The sequence below is a fragment of the Luteibacter sp. TLI7-4A genome (genome assembly GCF_056754745.1).
On sequence record NZ_JBPGWO010000001.1, the window covers coordinates 1029819 to 1048390 of the forward strand.

The following is an 18572-nucleotide window of genomic DNA, read 5'->3' on the forward strand; positions in this document are numbered from 1 at the left end:
TCAAAGCTTGTAGTTGACCCCGAACATCACGGTCCGGCCGAAGGTGTCGTATTCGAGCGGGCGTGCGACCTTGACGTTGTTCGGCAGCGAGGCGATCTGTTCCGTCTTCATCGGCGAGTTGGTCAGGTTGTTCACCTGGAGCAGGATCGAGAGACCATTCCACGTGCCGTGGTCGAAGGCATAGCCGAGCTGGAAATCCGTCTGCTTGTCCGCCAGGACACGCGTGTAGCCAAGCTGGTCGAAGAGGGCGACGGCCTCTCCCGTGAACGACGAGCGGTAGCGTTCGGCGATGCGCACCGACCAGCCGTACTTCTCGTAGTACAGGGCGAGGTTGGCCACCTTCCTCGACAGGCCGGGCAGGGTGGACGGGCTGCCGGGAATGCTCGATACCGCGCTCACCGGCAGGGTGCTGTTGGTGAGCGAGAAGTTGGCTTGCACGCCGAAGCCGTCCAACGCACGGGCGATCAAGGCGCCTTCCAGCGCACCCGACAATTCCAGGCCCTGCATCTTGCCGCCGGTGCCGTTTTCCGGCCGCGTGAAGGAACCGATCGTGCTGGTGGGCGTGAGGGTGGGGTTGTCGTTGACGTAGCGCGAGAAGTCGTAGTCGAGCGTGGTCTGGTTGTAGATGTAGTTCAGCAGGTTCTTGTTGAACACGGCGGCCGCCACATAGCTGGACGTGCCGAAGTATTTCTCCCACGAAAGGTCGGCGCCAACGGCGATATAAGGCTTCAGCTTCGGGTTGCCACCGCTGCCGGACCAGAGCACCTGTCCAGCGGCGGGGCCGTCGTTGACCAGTGCGACGCCGGCGGAGGTGGCGACCTTTTCATCGTCGATGCGGCCGCGCGCCATCGTCTTGGCCAGGCCGAAACGCAGGAACTGCTTGTCCGCGATCTCGGCCACGAGATTCAGGCTGGGCAGCACCTTGGTGTATTTCGTTCCGTCGGAAATGCGGCCGACGAGCGCATCGCCATTGGTTTGCAGCGCATCGGACGACTGGTCGGTCCGCACGGCCTGCACGCCCACGTTGCCGCGCAGGGGAACATCGCCCAGGCTGGTGTCGATGTTGAACTTGACGTAGGCGACGGGAACCTTCTCTTCCACCGTATAGTTGCGGCTCCAGTCGGACTGGCCGTTGCGCTGCGTCAGATAGAACTGGTTGCCCAGGGCACGCAGGACATCGTAGTTGACGATGCCCGGAATGCCACCGTAGCCGAGGTCGGTGCTGCCACTCAGGAAGGACGGATCGATCGGCGTGGCGAAGCCGGGCACGTAGGTGTCGCCCGTGGAGCCATTGCCGTTGAGCCAGGCGAAATAAACGTCGGCCTGCTTGGTCTTGCGACGATCGGAGTAGTTCACGCCGACGTTGACATCGCTGAAGATCCAGCCGACCGGATGGCTCACCTCCAGGCGGAACGCCTTGATGGTGTCCTTCTGCTTGTCGAACTCTTCGCGGCCGTTGTAACCGTAGTTGTTCGGATCGGTGAAGAAGATGGCCGACGGATCGGCGAAATTCACGCCCGGCCGGAAATCGGGGAAGCCTTCGTGTTCGGGCGTGGCAAAGTCCGTCGACGACGTGGCCTGGCCAGGCAGGCCCGCGAACAGATAGGCGTCGTGCAGGCGCTTCTTCGCACTGGAATACGAGGCATCGGCGGTGATCACCCAGCCGTTGCCGAAGTCGTACTGGTTGTTCCAGCCGGCCGAGAACAGCTTGTCGTGTTCCTTGGTGTACTCGTTCTGCAAGACGGACTTGAGCCCGTCGATGTGACCGGTGGTGACGATGGGATAGGGCAATGCCGGCACGTAACCCACGTTCGAATAGGAGACGTTGTCATAAGGGCTGCTCGACCACTGCGCGCCGTTGAGGTAGGTCTCCTGGTTGAAGGTGGAGTAGTAGAGATCCAGCGTCGAGTGGTAATGGTCGTCCGGAGCCCATTCCAGCACGGTCATCAGGCCATTGCGCAACTGGTTCTCCGACTTGGCGCGCAACTGCATGCCTTCCTGCGAAAGCACGTTGTCGGGCATGCCGGGCGTATGCGGCGCGCCCCAGTTCGTCTCCGCGCCTTGCGAACCGTTGTTGAGGCTCCACCACCACGCCTGGTACTGCTTTTCCTGCACCGGCGAATCGAGTTGTGCAAAACCCACGGCGAGACCGAGCGTGTGGTCGAAGAACTGGTCGATATAGGAGAAGCTGGCACGGTGCCCCGTGTCGCCCACGCCCGTACCGTGGTTCAGGCTGCCGTTGGAGGTATTTTCGCCACGCAGGTTGGTCGCGAACGTACGCTTGGGCAGGTCGAGCGGCTTGATCGTGTGCAGGTCGACGGTGCCGGACAAACCCTGGCCGATGAGGCTGGCATCCGGCGTCTTGTAGACGGCCGCGCCACTGATCAACTCGGATGGGTACTGGTCGAAGTCGACGCCGCGGTTCTCGCCGATGGTGGCCTGCTCGCGGCCGTTGAGCGTCGTTCCCGCGAAATCGGGCGAGAGGCCGCGGATGGAAATCTGGTTGGCTCGGCCATCCACGCGCTGCGTGGCGAGGCCGGACAGGCGGGCGAGGCTTTCCGCGATGCTGCTATCGGGAAGCTTGCCGATGTCCTCGGCCGAGATGGCCTCGATGATGTTGTCCGAATTCTGCTTGGCCTTGATCGCGCTCTGGATGCTGCCCTGGATACCGGTGACCACAACGGCATCGAGGTTGCTCACGGCATCCGGATTCGCGGGCTTCTTCTGTGTCGTCCTGGCGGGCGGGTTGGCAGCCGGTTCGGAGGTCTGTTGGGGCTGGTTCTGCGCGTTCGCGGCGCAGGCGAACATGAGCAGCAATGCAGTGGCGCATGCCATGGCGAGCGGCTGCGGGCGAAGTACAGGCACGGAAAGAGCCTGCGTCAAACGGCGACGATTCATCTTGTTTTTCCCCGCATTCCGGTTGAGTGACCGGCGCCCCCGCGCCGCGGGCCGGAGAATGAGGGAGTGACACGTGACTGTCATCCTGCGTCGCAGCAGAATCCTGCGTTACGTTCAGGTGCCGTGGATGCACGCATCGGCCGTGCCGCTTCCTGGTGCGTCGCAGCAACCGGCCACCTATGCAAATTCGGCCGTTGACGCGTAATTTGCGGTGCGCTATACGTTGAATCGTGTGAGGCGCTCGGTATCGCCGTCCGTCGCACGCCAAGGCCGCGCATGCATGGGGCATGCCGGTCGCGCAGCTCGCGATGAATGATGGGACAGCCACGATGCGTCGCCTCACTTCAAATCATGCGAACACCAGCTGCGCCTTCGCAGGGCACGCCTTCCCGCGCGTGATGGCCGACGGCCTGCCGATCCTCGCGCGTGCCAAGCTGAGCGCATTGCGTTCGCGCGGCAAATGCGTCGCCGGTTACTCTCCCCCGCACACCTCCCGCTGATCCCATTCGACTGATCGGCACGTTCCTCGTCCGACGGCTCGTCGACGCACGCCTGCACGCGCAGGCGTGCTCGCAGGCCATGTCCGGACCCGCTGGTGAACCCCGCTGATCATCGGAACAGCGCATCGCACGCCGAGGGGCCGTGCGAGAACTCTCATGAACACTTTCGGGGTGGGGTGGCTTGTGCGTACTCATTATTGTCCAACCAGGAAAACGCTCGTCGCGGCGCTGTGCGCCGTTATCGGATCCACGGTCGTGCCCGCGTTCGCGCAGCAGGCGCAGACGCCTCCGGCGGACGCCGCGACCACGACGCAAGGCACGACGCAAGGCACGACGCAAGGCACGACGCAAGGCACGACGCAAGGCGCGCCGCCGCCGGCCAAGCCGGAAAAGGCGGTGCAGATGAAGGGGCTCAGCGTGGTGGCGAACCGCTACGACGCGACCAATATGCGCATGGATTCGGTGAATACCGTGGAGGTGCTGTCGGCGAACGACTTGCAGCACACCGCCGTGCATAACGTGGCCGAGGCGCTCGGCCTGATGTCCGGGGTGAACGTGACCACGACGGGCACCGGCTATTTCGGCGGCATCGATGGCGCGGCACGCGGCGAGGGCATGTTCGCCTCGGTGCGTGGTTTGCCTTCCGAATACAACGTGAACCTGATCAACGGCTCCAACGTGGCACAAGGCATGCCGTACAGCCGCAGCGTCCAGCTGAGCCTGCTGCCGCCTTCGGGCCTGCAGACCATCGTGCTCAACAAGACATCGATGGCCGACATGGACGGTGACGCGATCGGTGGGACGATCGATTTCCGTACGCCCAGCGCCTTCGACTTCAAGAAGGATTTCAGCGGCAGCGTGACCGCCAGCGGACGCTCGGAAAGCCGGGCGCGCGATTACGGCGGCAGCGGCCTCGGTGGCGGCCTTGCCGGGGAACTGCAAGGAAAGTTCGGTGCGGAGAAGCAGTTCGGGGTGTACGTGAGTGGTTATTACGACTACCGGAACATCGCCAACAGCGAGATCGGCGCGGCGGAAAGCGCCTCGAACGACGGCTCCTGGGCCTTCCTCCACGCGACGGCCGATGGCGACAACGCACCCGGCTACGATCCCGCCCGCAACCTCGTGAGCACGGGCACGAACGTGGGCATCGCCTCCGGTTTCGAGCGCCGCTACGGAGGCAACGTCTCGTTGGACTGGAACGTCGATCCCACGCTGAAAGCCTATGCGAAGATGACCTACGCGTATGCGCTGACCGAGCAGAACACCACGTATACGCAGTTGCTGCCGTCCAACGTGACGTACGTCCCCACCGCCACGCCCGGCGTGTACGCGCCGAACATCGGCCGCATCGCCAATCGTTTCTGGTTCGAGACCAATCCCGAGCGTGCCGACCTGGCCACGATCCAGCTCGGTGCCGACAAGGTCGCCGGGGGCTGGACGATCTCGCCGAACGTGTTCTGGAGCATCGGTCGCAACGACCGGCCCAACCACGTGGAGATCGACGGGCGCGAGGACAAGTATTCCCAGGACAACTTCGCCTACGGCGGCAGTTCGTTGCTGCGTTACGGCGGTGGCGGTTTCCCGTATCCGCAGCTGACCCCGGGCCTGCTCGGCTCGGTGAACAACATCGGCGGGATGTGGGCGAACGATTATGGCGAGGTCACCGACATCCGCTCGGGCCAGAAGCGGGGTGGCGCCAAGCTCGACCTGCGCTACGACTTCGATGGCGGCCCGGTCTCGTCCGTGAAGTTCGGCGTGAAGTACAGCGACAGTTCGCGCGAGTTCACCAATCGCGACTGGTCCACCGGCGGCATCAACGACGGCGTGACGACGCTGGACGACCTGGGCATCTTCAAGGGTTATTACTCGTCGATCTTCCCCGACAAGTACCACTGGCGCACCCCCGACGTGAGCCGCGCGGCGGTCGCGGCGTTGATCGACCAACACGTGCTGCCGTCCGACCTGGATACGTGCAGCTCGCTCGATTTCAACAACTACAACTGCGACACCATGCGCGGCACCGAGGCGGTCACCGCGGCCTACGCCATGGCCACGATCAACCAGGGGCCGCTGGAGATCATCCCCGGCGTGCGCTTCGAGCATACCTCCATCCACAACACGTTCTGGACCACGCCGACCGACGCGGACGGCAACGAGCTGCCGGGCTTCTTCGACAATAACCGTACGGTCTACAACGAGCCCCTGGGCAGCCTGTTCATCAATTACCGGCCCAACGGAAACGTGGTGTACCGCGCCGCGGTCTGGCAAAGCTACACGCGGCCCGCCTTCGTCCAGCTCGGCGGCGGTTCGCAGATCAACACCTCCGAAGGCGTGACGACGATCACCCGCGGCAACCCGAACCTCAGCCCGATCAAGTCCACCAACGTCGACCTGGCCGCGGAATGGACCACGGATCGCGGAGGCTATGCGTCGTTCTCCGGCTTCTACAAGAAACTGCGTGACTACATCTACGACAGCGGCGGCGGCCAGGCCAACCCGGACACGGTAGGCGAGGGCACCGTGCTGACCAAGACGCCGACGAACGGCGGCGACGGCAAGGTGTATGGCCTGGAGATGACCTGGCGGCAGAAGTTCCAGGATCTTCCCGCGCCGTGGGATGGCCTCGGCTTCAGCGTCAACGCGACGCGGCAGAACTCGAAGGTCGACCTGGGGCGCGAAGGCTTCGGCAACGAGCGTCTGCAGGCGGCACCGGAACGCATGGCGAACGCGGAACTGTTCTATGAGAAGAACGGTTTCTCGTTGAACCTCAGCTACCACTACACGGGTTCCTACCTCTCGACCTACGACTTCCTCAACCAGGGCAGCCCTTGGGACGACCTGTGGATCCGTCCGATCCGCCGCGTGGACCTGCACGCGGGTTATCTGCTGCCCAATGGCATCCAGCTCGACCTGCAGGTGAGCAACCTCACCAAGCAGTATTCGTACTGGTCGCACATCGGCAGGAACAGCCTGGCCAACTCGGATATCGTCGATGCCGGCATGACCACGCTGCTCACCGTCAAGTACTCGTTCTGAGCATGCGGCGCCGGGACTTCCTCGCGTTCTCGTTGCTCGCGCCACTGGCATGGGGCGGAACCCCGCCGGTGGCGCTGGCGGGAACGGCCGCGCCGGTAAAGCCGGTGCCGCCCGACGGCAAGGCGCACGCCTTCGGCTTCGGCCGGAGGCGGTTCCTGCTCGACGGCAGGGAGTTCCGCATCCACAGCGGGGAGATGCACCCGGCGCGTATCGCGAAGGACCACTGGCGCCACCGGATACGCATGGCACGCGCGATGGGGCTCAACACCATCGCGCTGTATGTCATGTGGAACCACCACGAGCGCGAGCCAGGGCAGTTCGATTTCGAAACGGGCAACCGCGACATCGTCGGCTTCATCCGCCTGTGCCAGGAAGAGGGCATGTGGGTATACCTGCGCCCGGGTCCTTATGTCTGCGCCGAGTGGACGAACGGCGGTCTGCCGGCATGGCTGCTTCGCGATCCGGACACGCGCCTGCGCGATGGGGACGATCCGCGTTACATGGCGGCCGTCCGGCGCTACATCTCCGCGCTGGCATCGCATGTCGCGCCCTTGATGGTGTCCCGGGGCGGCCCGGTGCTGATGCTCCAGGTGGAGAACGAGTATTCGATGTTCGCCGGGGACGTCGGCTACCTCAAGGCGGTCGAGGCGGCATGGCGTGCACAGGGCATCACCGGTCCCTTTGCCGTCTCCGACGGCTGGAAGGATCTCACGCGCCGACGTGCCTATCTGCCCGGCGCCGCGTTGGGTCTCGACGGCGCGGACGTGGACATCCTGGCCAAGGGCCGGGCGTTCGCGGGCGAGGCGCCGGTATGGGTCGGCGAGGGATATCCGGGATGGCTCACCCATTGGGGCGAGCCGGTTTTCGCATCGAAGGACTACGTGGATACGCTGCGCCGCGTGATGAAGGCGGGCTATTCGTTCAACCTCTACGTGGTGCACGGCGGCACGAACTTCGGCCTGACCGCGGGGGCCAACCTCGAAGACGACGGTTCGCGGTTCCAGCCTGTCATCACCAGCTACGACTACGGCGCACCGATCGACGAGCGCGGATACCCGACCCCGCAGTACGAGCGCTTGCGCAAGGCGATCGCGGAAGCGACCGGGACAACACCGCCCGCCGTGCCGCCTGCCGAACCCTCGGCGACGTTCGCGCCGGTGAAACTCGATCCATACGCATCCTTGTGGGACAACCTGTTCGAAGAGCCGGCACGCATACCCGTGCCGGGGCCGAACGAGATCCTGTTCGGACAGGACCAGGGCCTGGTCCTCTACCGCAAGCGCGTCGAGGCGGGCTCGCGGCTTCGCCTGGACGGCGTGCGCGACTATGCCGTGGTCTACATGGATGGCCACGAGGCCGGCCACGTATCGCGCGTCGAACATGCGGACGTGTCGTCGTCGCCGGATGTCGCCTTGCCACGCGGATGCATCCTGGATGTACTTGTCGACACGTTCGGGCACGTGAACTTCGGTCCGCGCCTGGGCGACCACAAGGGCCTGATCGGGCCGGTGACGCTCGATGGCGCGCCCTTGCGTGACTTCCATGCCTGGCCCTTGCCCCTGGATGGCAGCTGGCTGGAACACCTGCGGCCGTTGAAGGGACCGCCGGCCCGTGGCGGAGTCTTCTTCCGGGGCAAGATCCACCTCGCCAGGCCGGGCGATGTCTATATCGACATGGGCGAGTGGACGAAGGGCTATCTTTGGGTCAACGGACAGCTGCTGGGCCGCTACTGGCACATCGGGCCGCAACGACGATTGTTCTGCCCGGGCCCATGGCTGCGCGAAGGCGACAATACCGTGATGGTGCTCGACCTGCACCGGAGCGCCGGTGCGGGCATCCATGCCGCGGAACGCCTGCATGACTGAGGAGACCGTGCCGACACACGACGTACCGCCGCGGGCGATCGGCTTCTGGGGCGGTCTCTCGGCCAACGTGCTGAACATGATCGGCATCGGGCCGTTCGTGACCATTCCGCTCGCGCTCTCCGCCCTTGCGGGACCGGGCGTGCTCCTAGGCTGGATCGCCGGCGCCTTCCTGTGCCTGTGCGACGGACTGGTGTGGGCGGAGCTTGGCTCGACCATTCCGGAGTCCGGTGGGCCGTACCACTACCTGCGGGAAGCGTACGGGCGCGAACGCATGGGTCGCCTGTTCGGCTTCCTCTACCTGTGGCAGACGCTGCTCACCGCGCCCCTTTCGATCGGCTCGGCCGCCGTGGGATTCGCCCAATACCTGGGTTATCTCGTGCCGTCGCTCGGCGACGGCGGGCGGATCCTCGTGGCGGCGGGCCTGTGCCTGGCGAATACGGCCGTGTTGTACCGGCGTGTCGGCGAGATCCAGAAGCTGTCGATGTTCATCACCGCCATCGTCGTCGTGGCCTGCGCCTGGGTCGTCGTCAGCGGCATCGCGCATTTCGACATGGCGACCGCCAGCCGGTTCCTGCACATGCGCACGGAATCGACGCATGGATTCTGGCTCGGCCTGGGCGCGGTTTCGCTGATCGCCGTCTACGACTACGGCGGCTATAACAACGTGTGCATGCTCGGTGGCGAAGTGAAGCAGCCGCGCCGCACCATCCCCCTTGCGGTGCTGACCTCGATCCCGCTCGTGGCGGTGCTCTATCTCGGCCTGAACATCAGCATCCTCGGCGTGCTGCCGTGGGAGCAGGCCGCGCAGTCGAAAGCCGTGGTGGCGGATTTCATGCAAGCCATCCACGGCCGCATCGGCGGCACGCTGGCCGTGGCGTTGATCCTGCTCGCCAGCTGGGGATCGGCCCTGGTGGTACTGCTCGGTTATTCGCGCGTGCCCTATGCGGCCGCCGCCGACGGACAGTTCTTCCGGGTGTTCGCGAAGCTCCATCCGCGCGGCGGCTTTCCCACGGTGTCGCTGGTCTTTGTCGGCGTGACCTCGGCGTTGGCATGTTTCCTTTCACTGGAACGCCTGATCGCCACGCTGATGGTCGTGCAGATCCTGTTCCAGTACATCGCGCAGTGTTTCGCGGTGGTGGCCTTGCGCCGGAGGAAGGTTTCGGCCGACGCCTTCCGCATGCCGTTCTACCCGCTGCCGATCGCCATCAGCGTGGTGGGCTGGCTCTACCTCGTCGCGACCAGCGGCTGGTCGTCGATCGTGACCGCCGTGGTCGCCGTCGTCGCCGGTACCCTCATCTTCCTTTGGCAAGCCCGGAGAACGCGCTCGTGGCCGTTTCCATCGACCTGAAATCCTGGGATGTCGCCGTCGTGGGCGAGATCTATGCCGACCACGTATTCAGCGGCTTCGCCCGCTGGCCGGGGCCGGGCGAGGAAGTGCTCGCGAAGGATTACCTGCGCGAGCTCGGAGGCGGCAGCGTGAACACCGCGTGCGGCTTGTCGCGGCTCGGCCGGCGCACGCGCCTCGTGGGGCTGATCGGCGAGGCGGACTTCGACTGGTTCGAGCGGCGGCTGGGCGACTTCGGCGTCGGCATGGACGGCATCCGCCTCGGCGCCGACGGCACCGGTACGACGGTCAGCGTCTCCACCCGCGAGGACCGCTCGTTCTTCACCTACCTGGGTGCCAACGCCGGATTGTCCGAGCTGCTCGAAGTGCCGACCGTGATCGCCGACCTGGTCGCCGCTCGCCACGTGCATTTCGCGATGCCGCTGTCACGCGAGCTGGCCGCGCGTATCCTTCCGCAGCTCCGCCAGGCGGGATGCACGACCTCGCTCGACGTCGGCTACAGCGCCGATTGGCTGCGCGATCCCGCCAACCACACGACCTGCCGCGACATCGATTTTTTCCTGCCGAATGCGAAGGAAGCCGCCCTGCTCGTCGGTGACGACAACGCGGATGCCTATGCCGCATGGTCCGGCGCGCAGGGCTTGCGCCATACGGTGCTCAAGCTGGGCGCGCAAGGCGCGCTGGTGGCCGATGCGGCGGGAATCCGAATCGTCCATGCGCCCGCTGTCGAGGCGCTGGACACGACCGGTGCCGGCGATGCCTTCGACGCCGGGCTCATCGACGCCGTGCTCGACGGCGAAACGCTGGACCGCTGCGTGCAGCGCGCCTGTGTCACCGGCGCCTTGTGCACCACCGCGGCGGGCGCCTTGCATGCTCTTCCCCATTCCCCGACCTTGAGGACTCTTCGTGAGCGGACGTACGGATCGTAAGATCGCATTGATTGGAGGGGGCAGCGTCCGCTCGCCCCTGGTGGTTTTCGGTGTCAACGAGGCCGCTGAAGCGCTCGGCGCCGCGGAGATGGTGCTGTACGACCCCGATCCCGCACGGCTGCGGATCATGGTCGACCTCGGCAAGGCCATCGTCCGGCATTTCGGTGGCGACCTGCGCCTGCGCGGTGCGACCTCCCTGGAAGACACCATCGAGGGCGCCGACTTCGTCCTCAACAGCATTCGCATCGGTGGCATCGTCGGCCGGGCGGCCGACGAACGGGTGTCGATCGACCATGGATATCCTGGCCAGGAGACCACCGGTCCCGCCGGGGTCGCCATGGCGCTGCGCACCATTCCCGTCGCCATCGAGCAGGCCCGGCTGGTGGAACGGCTGAGTCCCGAGGCCTGGCTGGTGAACTTCACCAATCCCGCCGGCCTCATCACGCAGGCCGTCACCGACCACAGCAGGGCGCGCATCGTCGGCATCTGCGACACGCCCACCGAACTGTTCCACAACATCGCGCGTGCCCTGGGCGAACCGGCGGACGAGGTCGAGTGCGACTACGTGGGACTCAACCACCTTGGCTGGGTGCGCGGCGTGCGCGTACGTGGCGAGGACGTCTTCGATCGCCTGCTGGCCGACGACGACCTGCTTCGACAGCTCTACCTCGCACCATTGTTCGACTTCGAGATGATTCGCGCGCTGCGCCTCATTCCGACCGAGTATCTGTTCTTCTACTACGAGAAGCGTCGCGCGCTGGATAACCAGCGCAGGCAAGGTGGCAGCCGTGGCGCGGAGATCCAGCGCCTCAACGACGACTTGCTGGCGACGTTGACCTCGCGCCTGGACGCGGGCGATGGCGAGGCGGCCGTCGACATCTACGCGGCGTACCTGAACCAGCGCTCCGGTTCGTACATGAAACTCGAAGCGGAAGGCGGATCGGCCTTCGACCACGGCGTGAGCCTGGAAGGCGATCCGTTCCGCGTGGCGACCGGTTATCACCGCATCGCCATCGACGTGATGAGCGCGCTGACCGGCGCCAGGCCTGCCCGTATCGTGGTGAACACGCGCAATCGTGGCGCCTTGCCCGACCTTCCCGACGACGACATCGTCGAGATCGCATCGGATATCTCGCTCGATTCCATCGTTCCGCAGCCGATCGCATCGTTGCCGGATGCGGTGAACGGCCTCGTTCGTTCGGTGAAGGCGTACGAGCGCGCGGCGATCGCCTCGGTGCTGGACCAGCGCCGGCTCGAAGCGCGCAAGGCGATGCTGATCCATCCGGCGATCGGAGAGTGGACGCCGTCCGGTGATTTGCTCGAAGCCTTGCTGGGGCATGCGAACGACGATGGCGAATGCCTGTGCCATGGGCCGGTGCTTCGTTAGCGCGTTTTGCTTGGTTGAGATCACCGGGCGGCGAATCGGAAACCCCGTTGTGGGAGCCGACCTTGTCGGCGATCCCGCGGCAGCGGGCCAGGGTGAGGCAAGCACCATCGCCGACAGGGTCGGCTCCCACAGGCACCCTTTCCCGAGCGACGGTGCAACCGGAGCGACGAGGGTGGCGGCCGACGGCCTGCCTACCGCGCTCCCCGGACTTCCGTGAAGAACCTTTTTCTTGGGATCACAGGCATTGCGCATCTTCGGCAACGATTTCGATTCGTCGCGCCCGTACTCGAAGTAATGCGCTGCCCGATGTGCGATGTCCGCAAGACGCCTGCGACGTCATGGGTGTAGCGTGTCATCCAGGCACTGATGGCGTTCCTGTCGTCGTCAGTCAACTCAGGAAGGAGGGATCCGTGCATGGACGCCACTTATACCGTTGAGTTCGAAGAGTATCCCTTGGGCTCGTATGCGGGCTTGACGACGCCTTATTTCGTTATCAAGCTCACGGGAGGCGACATGTCCATCGTTCGCGCGCCCGATGACTGGTATCCCTACTTCATGGGGCGGTGTGTGCAATTTCCACGACCGGATAATCATCTCTCGGTCGACCTGTTGATCGATGGTCATCCAGGCGAGATCAAGTTCATTCTGAACGATGTCCATGGCGGGATCGAGAATGGAGTCGTCGCTTTTTTCGACCGCGAGAATCAACTGATAAAGCGTGTCGAAGTCACGAAAGGCGAACCTTGCGTTGTCGCTCTGGAACACCCGCCCGGAATCAGCAGGGTTCATTTCTTGACCTACGACGTCGTTTACTTCGATAACTACGAGGGCGTTCTCGTACCCCCCGGTGCAACCGCGGGAACCGTCGAGGAAGGCCCCGAAATCGTCGAAGCTTCCGCCGCCGTGCCTGCGAGTCCCGCGGAGGGAGACATGGCACTCGAATACTTCAAAAATTTGACGAATGGGGATCACACCTCGTTGCTGGAAACGCCGCTGTTGAAGATTCACAACAAGAAGCGTCTTTATGTCATCTCCGAAGCGAATGACGCGTTTCCGCACATGATGGGGAAGCGGGTTCTCCTGGGCGGCGATGTTTTTTACCCTGAAGAGGTCACCATATACTTCAAGGAGGTCACCAGCCGAGTCCGGTTCACGATGAGGCGTGTCGACCTGAACGCTATCAGGGGCCACATCGAGTTCTACGCTAATGACCAAACGCATCTGGGAACCGTCCTTGCCGGACCGGATATCGTCAGCGTCGTGGCGTATGAAAACGCGAAGGGCATTCGCGAGGTCAGGTTCAAGGTGGCCAACAATGTCGTAGTCGACAACTTCGAGTTTCGCCGGCCTTGAAGCCACGTTGCCGGCTCGGAGTGGTCCGTTGCGGCAGCGCGAGGATCGGGGTTTCCTGATGAGGCTCAGGATGTCGTTTGAAACCGTAGACGAGAATCGGAACCCGACGGCAGAACTCGGCGCGGTTCGGTTCGGAACGGATGGATATCGGCGCAAGCAGGCTTGCCTTTAGCTGTCGTGCCGAATACGTGCCTCGGTCGGGGCATGCGCCTTCATCGCGACACGATGCAAGAATTCGCCACCCTCGTTTCACCACCTGCATCACGATATCGCCGGTGACCACGGCGATACCGTGACCTGGTGCAGTTTCGTCCGTCGAGGGGAAACGTGCGCCCGATCTCTGTCGCAGCGCAGTGCCGGCGCGATCGTCTGCCGGTACAGCGAGCTTCGCCTCGCGTTCGATCCTGCCTCTTTCATTGTCGGCATGGATCGAGGAGGGGGACGATGTCGGGAAGGCGGCTACAGGAGGAGGCGCGACGGTTCGCTCATTACCGGCTTGGAAAAGTGCTGGGGGAGGGCGGCTTCGGACGCGTTCATGCAGCCTGGGACGAGCGGTTGGCGCGGGAGGTGGCGATCAAGTTCACCGGTACCGATCGTCGAAGACAAGAAGGCCTGCGTTACGAGGCGCAACGCCTCGCTTCGCAGCGGCACCGTGCCTTCGTCAACGTCTTCGCATTGGAGGAGCGTCCGCAAGAACTTGCGATGGTGATGGAGTTGGTGCGTGGGCGTACGCTGGCGCAAGCCATCGCCCAGGCGGGAGCGCTGCGCCAGGAACATGTATTGCGCCTGGGCGTGGAAGCCTCCGCGGCATTGGCGGAGGCGCACCGCTCCGGTTGGGTCCATGGCGACGTAAAGCCTTCCAATCTCATGCTGGCCGACGAAGGCAGGTTGCGTATTCTCGATTTCGGGGCGGCTGCCGCGATCGATCCATTCGACACGCTGTCGACGTCGTCGGTTGAACCGCCGGCGGGAACCCTTGCCTATATGGCGCCCGAGCGACTGTTGGGCGCGAAGGCCAGCGTGCGCGGCGACATATATTCGCTGGGACTGGTGCTGTATGAAGCGGTGACCCGACGCCTGGTTGCCGGGAATGAGGATGCCACGGATGCCTTGCGCGAACGCTTGTATGGGCGCGAGGACGGCTGGACGATCCCTGCGCATTGCGACGCGGGATTGCGTTCCCTCATCGAGCGCATGACCCGGCGCCATGTCGCCGGCCGACCGGTATCAATGGAGCAGGTGCACAGTGAGCTCGTCCGCTTACAGGCAAGCCAGCGGCCAGGTGCTCCGGTTCGCCGCCAGCGTAGGGTCGTCACGTCTGCCACGCCATCGCGGCCGGTTCCCGCACCCGATGTACGAAAGGCCGATTCGGCGATCATCCGGTTGAGTTTCGATGTGGAACAAGTGAGCACGGATCTCCTCTGGCGCGCGAGCGACTCCGCCGGCGACCGCGAAATCCATCCGACGACCGGGCGCTATGCCGGCACGATGCGCTTGCGCGATGGCGAGCCGGTCATCGTGGAGGTCACCGGCTATGGGAAGGCCGGCCGGATGGTCTCCACGAACCTGCTCGATGCCATGCTGCAAACGGTGCCGCTTGCCGCTGGAGCCGACCGTTCTCCATCGGCATCGCCTTTCTCGCATGTGCGTGCCACCACGCCGATCGATCAGTGGTCGCCGGTTGAAATCCATCGTTACCGTGGCAGGAAGCTCACCGCATCGGTACAGCGGTCGTTGACGCCTCTGCAGGTGGTCCAGAGGCACGGGCGTTGGAAACTGTCGCTGGTCCTCACCGTGTCGATCGCGCGGCATGCGGATGAAGGGCTCTTCGAGGAAGTAAGGGTATTCTCGTTCAGCGCCGAAGCCGAGGTCGATGCCGACGAGGAATCGACCGGGCGACCACGACGGCCCCGGGCTCAGGCATAGCGAATGATGTAATAGACGGCGACATTGCGCGCGCGCGTCTCATTGGTGCTGGTGCGTGCCGGTGCGAGCGGGTCGCTTGTCGGCTTGGGATTCGGGGACACGTTATAGGCGGGCGTACCCTTGTCCGATACGGCGCTTCCCGCGGGTTCGTCGTAGTCGTGCTGGTGTACCTGGAGCGCATCCAGCTGTATCGAACCAACGCCCTCATAGTCTCCCTTGCCGTCCGGACGCTTGCGCGTGCCCGGGTCCGGGTCGACTCCAGCGCCATGATCGACGCCACGGACGAAGACGCCGCGCAGGTCGGGCAAGCGAAACATGCCGCCCTCGCCGCCGTAGAGGTAGCCAAGGGCGGCATGGAGCCTGGGGAAGGCGCAGACCTGCAACTCGCGCCCATCACACACCATCCATCCCTGGGCTTCCAACAGCGCCACGGCTCCACCACCTCCGTCCTGGCCCGACGACGGCCGCGCCGGGTCCGGCGGTGGCCAGGCGGGATTCCGGGTGCTGGATACCTGGGCGACATTGCCCAGGTAAAGGCACACGCCTCCGATGGGTACATGCCCGATCATGCGTGGTCCGGAAACTCGGGCAAGCGGTCGCCATCCTGGAGCACGGACATCGTGGTGGGCAGGATCAGCGTCCAGCTGTCGCGGGTGTGTATCGGCTCGAGCGGAGCCGCCGTGGCTTTCAGATCGTCCATCAGGTCCACGTAGGTCGTGGTGGCGGGCGGTCCCATGCCATCCTCGCCGATCGGGCTGTCGAAGGTGGGAGCCAACGCGTCCTCACCGGTCCAGACCATGCCGGATGCGAGGTAATACAGCAACGAGCGTTCGCGATCCGGCGCCACCGGTAGCAATACGCGCGCATACGCAGCCTGGAGGAAAGCCATGAAAGGCTCGCCGTCGGCGCCGGCGACAGCTTCCGCCTCGGGGTCGTCGATCAACGCATAGGTGAGTTCCGTCCATTCGAGGGCCTGCTCCAGCCACAGTTGCAAGGCCGGTTCGAAACGCCGCTCGCGCCGGAGTTCTCCGGTGCGCATGGCGGCCAGTTGAAGAAAGCCGCGCATGCCGGCGCGTTTCAATTCACCGCGGATCGTCCGTTGGCATGCCAGTGGATCGACCCGACGCGCAGCCGCCAGGCCCGTCGCTTCCAGGTAGTGAGCCTCCTGTCGCCGATAGCCTTCGAGCAGTCGGTCGTACAACCGGGATTTCCACTCCGCGATCGCGGAGAGGGTGCGCCGTAACTCCACCTCCACGTTCAGGCCATAGCTGTTCCCTTCGTCGTTACCATCGTCGATCGCGACGGAAACCGGCAACGAGTTCGTCTGTGCGGCCAGGGCGACCGTCTGGCTGCCGCCCTGGCCATCGCCACCGACGACGAATTCGCTCGCGCCGATGCGTCCCCGCACGGTCAGGGTCTTCGACGCCGTGGTGAGGGAGAGCGTGGCCGTGGCGGCGGCGTAGCCAGATGGGAGCGCCATCAGCTGGCTCAGCAATGGAGCGCCGGATTCGACGACGGCACAGGCGTAGGCGCGCGCGGGCGGTGGCGACGACGCATCGACACTGTAACGCGCGGCAAGGGTGGCGTAGTAAAGGTCGCTTCCCGGGTCCAGCGAGATGTCGTCGAAGCGGCAAAGCCCGAGTCGCGCCGGCGGCACCGGCCGCACCAGGTCGACACCGGTGAGTTCAAGTCGTGCCGCGGCCATCCGCGCGGCGGGATGGGGGACGAAGTATTCAAGCATCAAACGACGTCCGATTCGCATCACCCAGCAACGGTAGCGTGCGTCCAGCCAGCGATAGATGCCGCGTTGATTTTCGGTGCGGCCACGGCGGTCGAAGCATTGCGAGGTTTCGCTCTGGCGCGCGTGACGCCGACGGTGCAGGCGCTGCTCACCTAGCTGGCTAGATACCCGCTGCGCCGCCCGTTCGGTGACGCGACGGGCGAGCCTGCCTTGCGTCGTCTCGTCTTCGCGCGTGGGCGAATCATCGAGCGGCTTCCGTGTATAGGAACCGGTTTGCTTGCTCTCGGTCGGCGGCCCGTAATTCGTCGAATAGTCGATCTGGAACTGCTCGCGCAGTGTCGCGCGCACCTGGGCTTCCAGCGACAGGCCGCTACCGGACCGCTCATCGTCGCGCGAATCCTGTTCGAGTGCCTGGGTAGCGCTGCGGCTTTCTTCCTCGAATCGCTCGTTCCGTGCGCGCAGCTTCTTCTCGTCCGCCATCACGCTCTCGACATGGCTGACCTCGCCCAATGCATAGCCCAACAGACGGCGCTTCACCAGGTGCAGGTTGCCGATCGCATAAGGCAGGATCGTTATCGGCGCCATTTCCCCGATGTCCGATGGCAAGGCGCTGGGCAGCGGGAAGATGGTCGCGGGGAGCACCACGGTCGCCTGCAGACCGTCACGCAGGCGCTGAGGGGGCCAATCGTCATCGACGGCCCCGGCCATCCGTTGCAGGAGACGGGCGGCGACGATCGCGCGGATCATGCCCCCGAGGGTGCCTCGATCGTAACCGAGCACGCAGTCGAGCGCGAACACGTTTTGCCAAGCCTGGTCGAGTACCTGGGCGAAGGCGATCGAGCCGAGGGACTCGATGATCGACGGCCATGGCTTGCCCCATAACTCGACGATCAGGTCGATCAACACCTGCGTGCTCGGTTGTTCGATGTGCCCCGCCAGCACGGCGAATTCGTCCAGGGCTAAGAACTCCGGGCCCAACGCGGCCGGGCTGGCGGCGAATTGCCCCTCGTAAGGCGATTGTCCCCGCACGAATCCCAGTGCCTGTTCGATCATTCGTGCGCGCGCACCGGCTTGCTTGCGATCGATCGCGGCGAGCCGGCAGTACAGGCGCGGGTCGTCGATCGCGCATACAGTGGCGTAGAAGACAAAGCGGTCGGCCAGGGCCTGCTCGCTCGCGGGTGGCCAAGCACGCAGATGAATATAGGGGAACAGGTTGCCAGCCTCCCCGACGATGGCCTGCTCCACTTCGGCGTCGTCGTGATCGGCCGGTGGTGATGGCTCGGGGCGGAAGCGGGCGAGCAGCATGTCGGTGGCGCCGCCCCCCGGATAGGCCAGGCTTTTCAAGCTCAGCGTGCCGTTGCCGGCGTCGAACCACAGTTCACCGGAAACGCGTTGGTATGGCGCGGATTCGGTGCGCACGTCGAAATTCAACCGAGGGTGTCGGCCGTCCATGGCGCGCTTGGCGATGGACTGCCCCAGCCAGTCCACGACGATGCCGCAGGCCGCCCCGTCGTCGTGGAAGGTCCAGCCGATGCGGACCGGCCCGATTTCGCGCGAGCCATGATTGTCCATCGGATTCGTATCCATCATCC

11 protein-coding genes are annotated in these 18572 nt (G+C 64.7%); 8 read left to right on the forward strand and 3 right to left on the reverse strand.

Annotated elements, in window-relative coordinates:
• Positions 1-2898: a TonB-dependent receptor gene (locus tag ACR9Y6_RS04600; protein ID WP_481280201.1), complete on the reverse strand. Its 2898-nt coding sequence runs from the start codon at positions 2896-2898 to the stop codon at positions 1-3.
• 329 nt (positions 2899-3227) lie between these two features.
• Here ACR9Y6_RS04600 and ACR9Y6_RS04605 point away from each other — a divergent pair, with 329 nt between their 5' ends.
• From ACR9Y6_RS04605 to ACR9Y6_RS04640, 8 genes are all read left to right on the forward strand, one after another.
• Complete coding sequence (locus tag ACR9Y6_RS04605; RefSeq protein ID WP_481280202.1) at positions 3228-3398, forward strand: hypothetical protein; 171 nt, start codon at positions 3228-3230, stop codon at positions 3396-3398.
• A gap of 255 nt (positions 3399-3653) precedes the next feature.
• Entirely contained in the window at positions 3654-6434 is a 2781-nt protein-coding gene (locus ACR9Y6_RS04610) for a TonB-dependent receptor (RefSeq protein ID WP_481280203.1), read from the forward strand.
• 2 nt (positions 6435-6436) lie between these two features.
• Entirely contained in the window at positions 6437-8299 is a 1863-nt protein-coding gene (locus ACR9Y6_RS04615) for a beta-galactosidase (RefSeq protein ID WP_481280204.1), read from the forward strand.
• Positions 8292-9647 carry an APC family permease gene (locus ACR9Y6_RS04620; RefSeq protein WP_481280205.1) on the forward strand — a complete coding sequence of 452 codons (1356 nt, stop codon included), beginning with the start codon at positions 8292-8294 and terminating at the stop codon, positions 9645-9647. Before ACR9Y6_RS04615 ends, ACR9Y6_RS04620 begins: the two co-directional genes overlap by 8 nt.
• The gene (locus ACR9Y6_RS04625) at positions 9626-10573 is read left to right on the forward strand and encodes a carbohydrate kinase family protein (RefSeq protein WP_481280206.1); all 948 of its coding nucleotides are present in this window, start codon (positions 9626-9628) and stop codon (positions 10571-10573) included. The genes ACR9Y6_RS04620 and ACR9Y6_RS04625 overlap by 22 nt, the downstream gene beginning before the upstream one ends.
• Complete coding sequence (locus ACR9Y6_RS04630) at positions 10551-11960, forward strand: family 4 glycosyl hydrolase (protein ID WP_481280207.1); 1410 nt, start codon at positions 10551-10553, stop codon at positions 11958-11960. Before ACR9Y6_RS04625 ends, ACR9Y6_RS04630 begins: the two co-directional genes overlap by 23 nt.
• A 414-nt stretch (positions 11961-12374) precedes the next feature.
• Positions 12375-13313 carry a hypothetical protein gene (locus ACR9Y6_RS04635; RefSeq protein WP_481280208.1) on the forward strand — a complete coding sequence of 313 codons (939 nt, stop codon included), beginning with the start codon at positions 12375-12377 and terminating at the stop codon, positions 13311-13313.
• A 444-nt stretch (positions 13314-13757) separates the two neighbouring features.
• Positions 13758-15239, forward strand: a complete 1482-nt coding sequence (locus ACR9Y6_RS04640) for a serine/threonine-protein kinase (protein ID WP_481280209.1) — start codon at positions 13758-13760, stop codon at positions 15237-15239.
• Here the strand turns inward: ACR9Y6_RS04640 and ACR9Y6_RS04645 are convergent.
• Together ACR9Y6_RS04645 and ACR9Y6_RS04650 are read right to left on the reverse strand one after the other, a co-directional pair.
• Positions 15230-15808, reverse strand: coding sequence for a phage tail protein (locus tag ACR9Y6_RS04645; RefSeq protein ID WP_481280210.1), 579 nt, complete (start codon positions 15806-15808; stop codon positions 15230-15232). The genes ACR9Y6_RS04640 and ACR9Y6_RS04645 overlap by 10 nt on opposite strands.
• Positions 15805-18567: a hypothetical protein gene (locus tag ACR9Y6_RS04650; protein ID WP_481280211.1), complete on the reverse strand. Its 2763-nt coding sequence runs from the start codon at positions 18565-18567 to the stop codon at positions 15805-15807. Before ACR9Y6_RS04650 ends, ACR9Y6_RS04645 begins: the two co-directional genes overlap by 4 nt.
• Between the last annotated feature and the right edge of the window lie 5 nt (positions 18568-18572).

What these genes read in the sequence shown, in the direction of transcription:
- ACR9Y6_RS04650 (WP_481280211.1), bottom strand. Translation starts at nt 18,567, where the DNA reads ATGGATACGAATCCGATGGACAATCATGGCTCGCGCGAAATCGGGCCG.
- ACR9Y6_RS04635 (WP_481280208.1), top strand. Translation starts at nt 12,375, where the DNA reads ATGGACGCCACTTATACCGTTGAGTTCGAAGAGTATCCCTTGGGCTCG.
- ACR9Y6_RS04605 (WP_481280202.1), top strand. Translation starts at nt 3,228, where the DNA reads ATGCGTCGCCTCACTTCAAATCATGCGAACACCAGCTGCGCCTTCGCA.
- ACR9Y6_RS04640 (WP_481280209.1), top strand. Translation starts at nt 13,758, where the DNA reads ATGTCGGGAAGGCGGCTACAGGAGGAGGCGCGACGGTTCGCTCATTAC.
- ACR9Y6_RS04620 (WP_481280205.1), top strand. Translation starts at nt 8,292, where the DNA reads ATGACTGAGGAGACCGTGCCGACACACGACGTACCGCCGCGGGCGATC.
- ACR9Y6_RS04615 (WP_481280204.1), top strand. Translation starts at nt 6,437, where the DNA reads ATGCGGCGCCGGGACTTCCTCGCGTTCTCGTTGCTCGCGCCACTGGCA.
- ACR9Y6_RS04600 (WP_481280201.1), bottom strand. Translation starts at nt 2,898, where the DNA reads ATGAATCGTCGCCGTTTGACGCAGGCTCTTTCCGTGCCTGTACTTCGC.
- ACR9Y6_RS04645 (WP_481280210.1), bottom strand. Translation starts at nt 15,808, where the DNA reads ATGATCGGGCATGTACCCATCGGAGGCGTGTGCCTTTACCTGGGCAAT.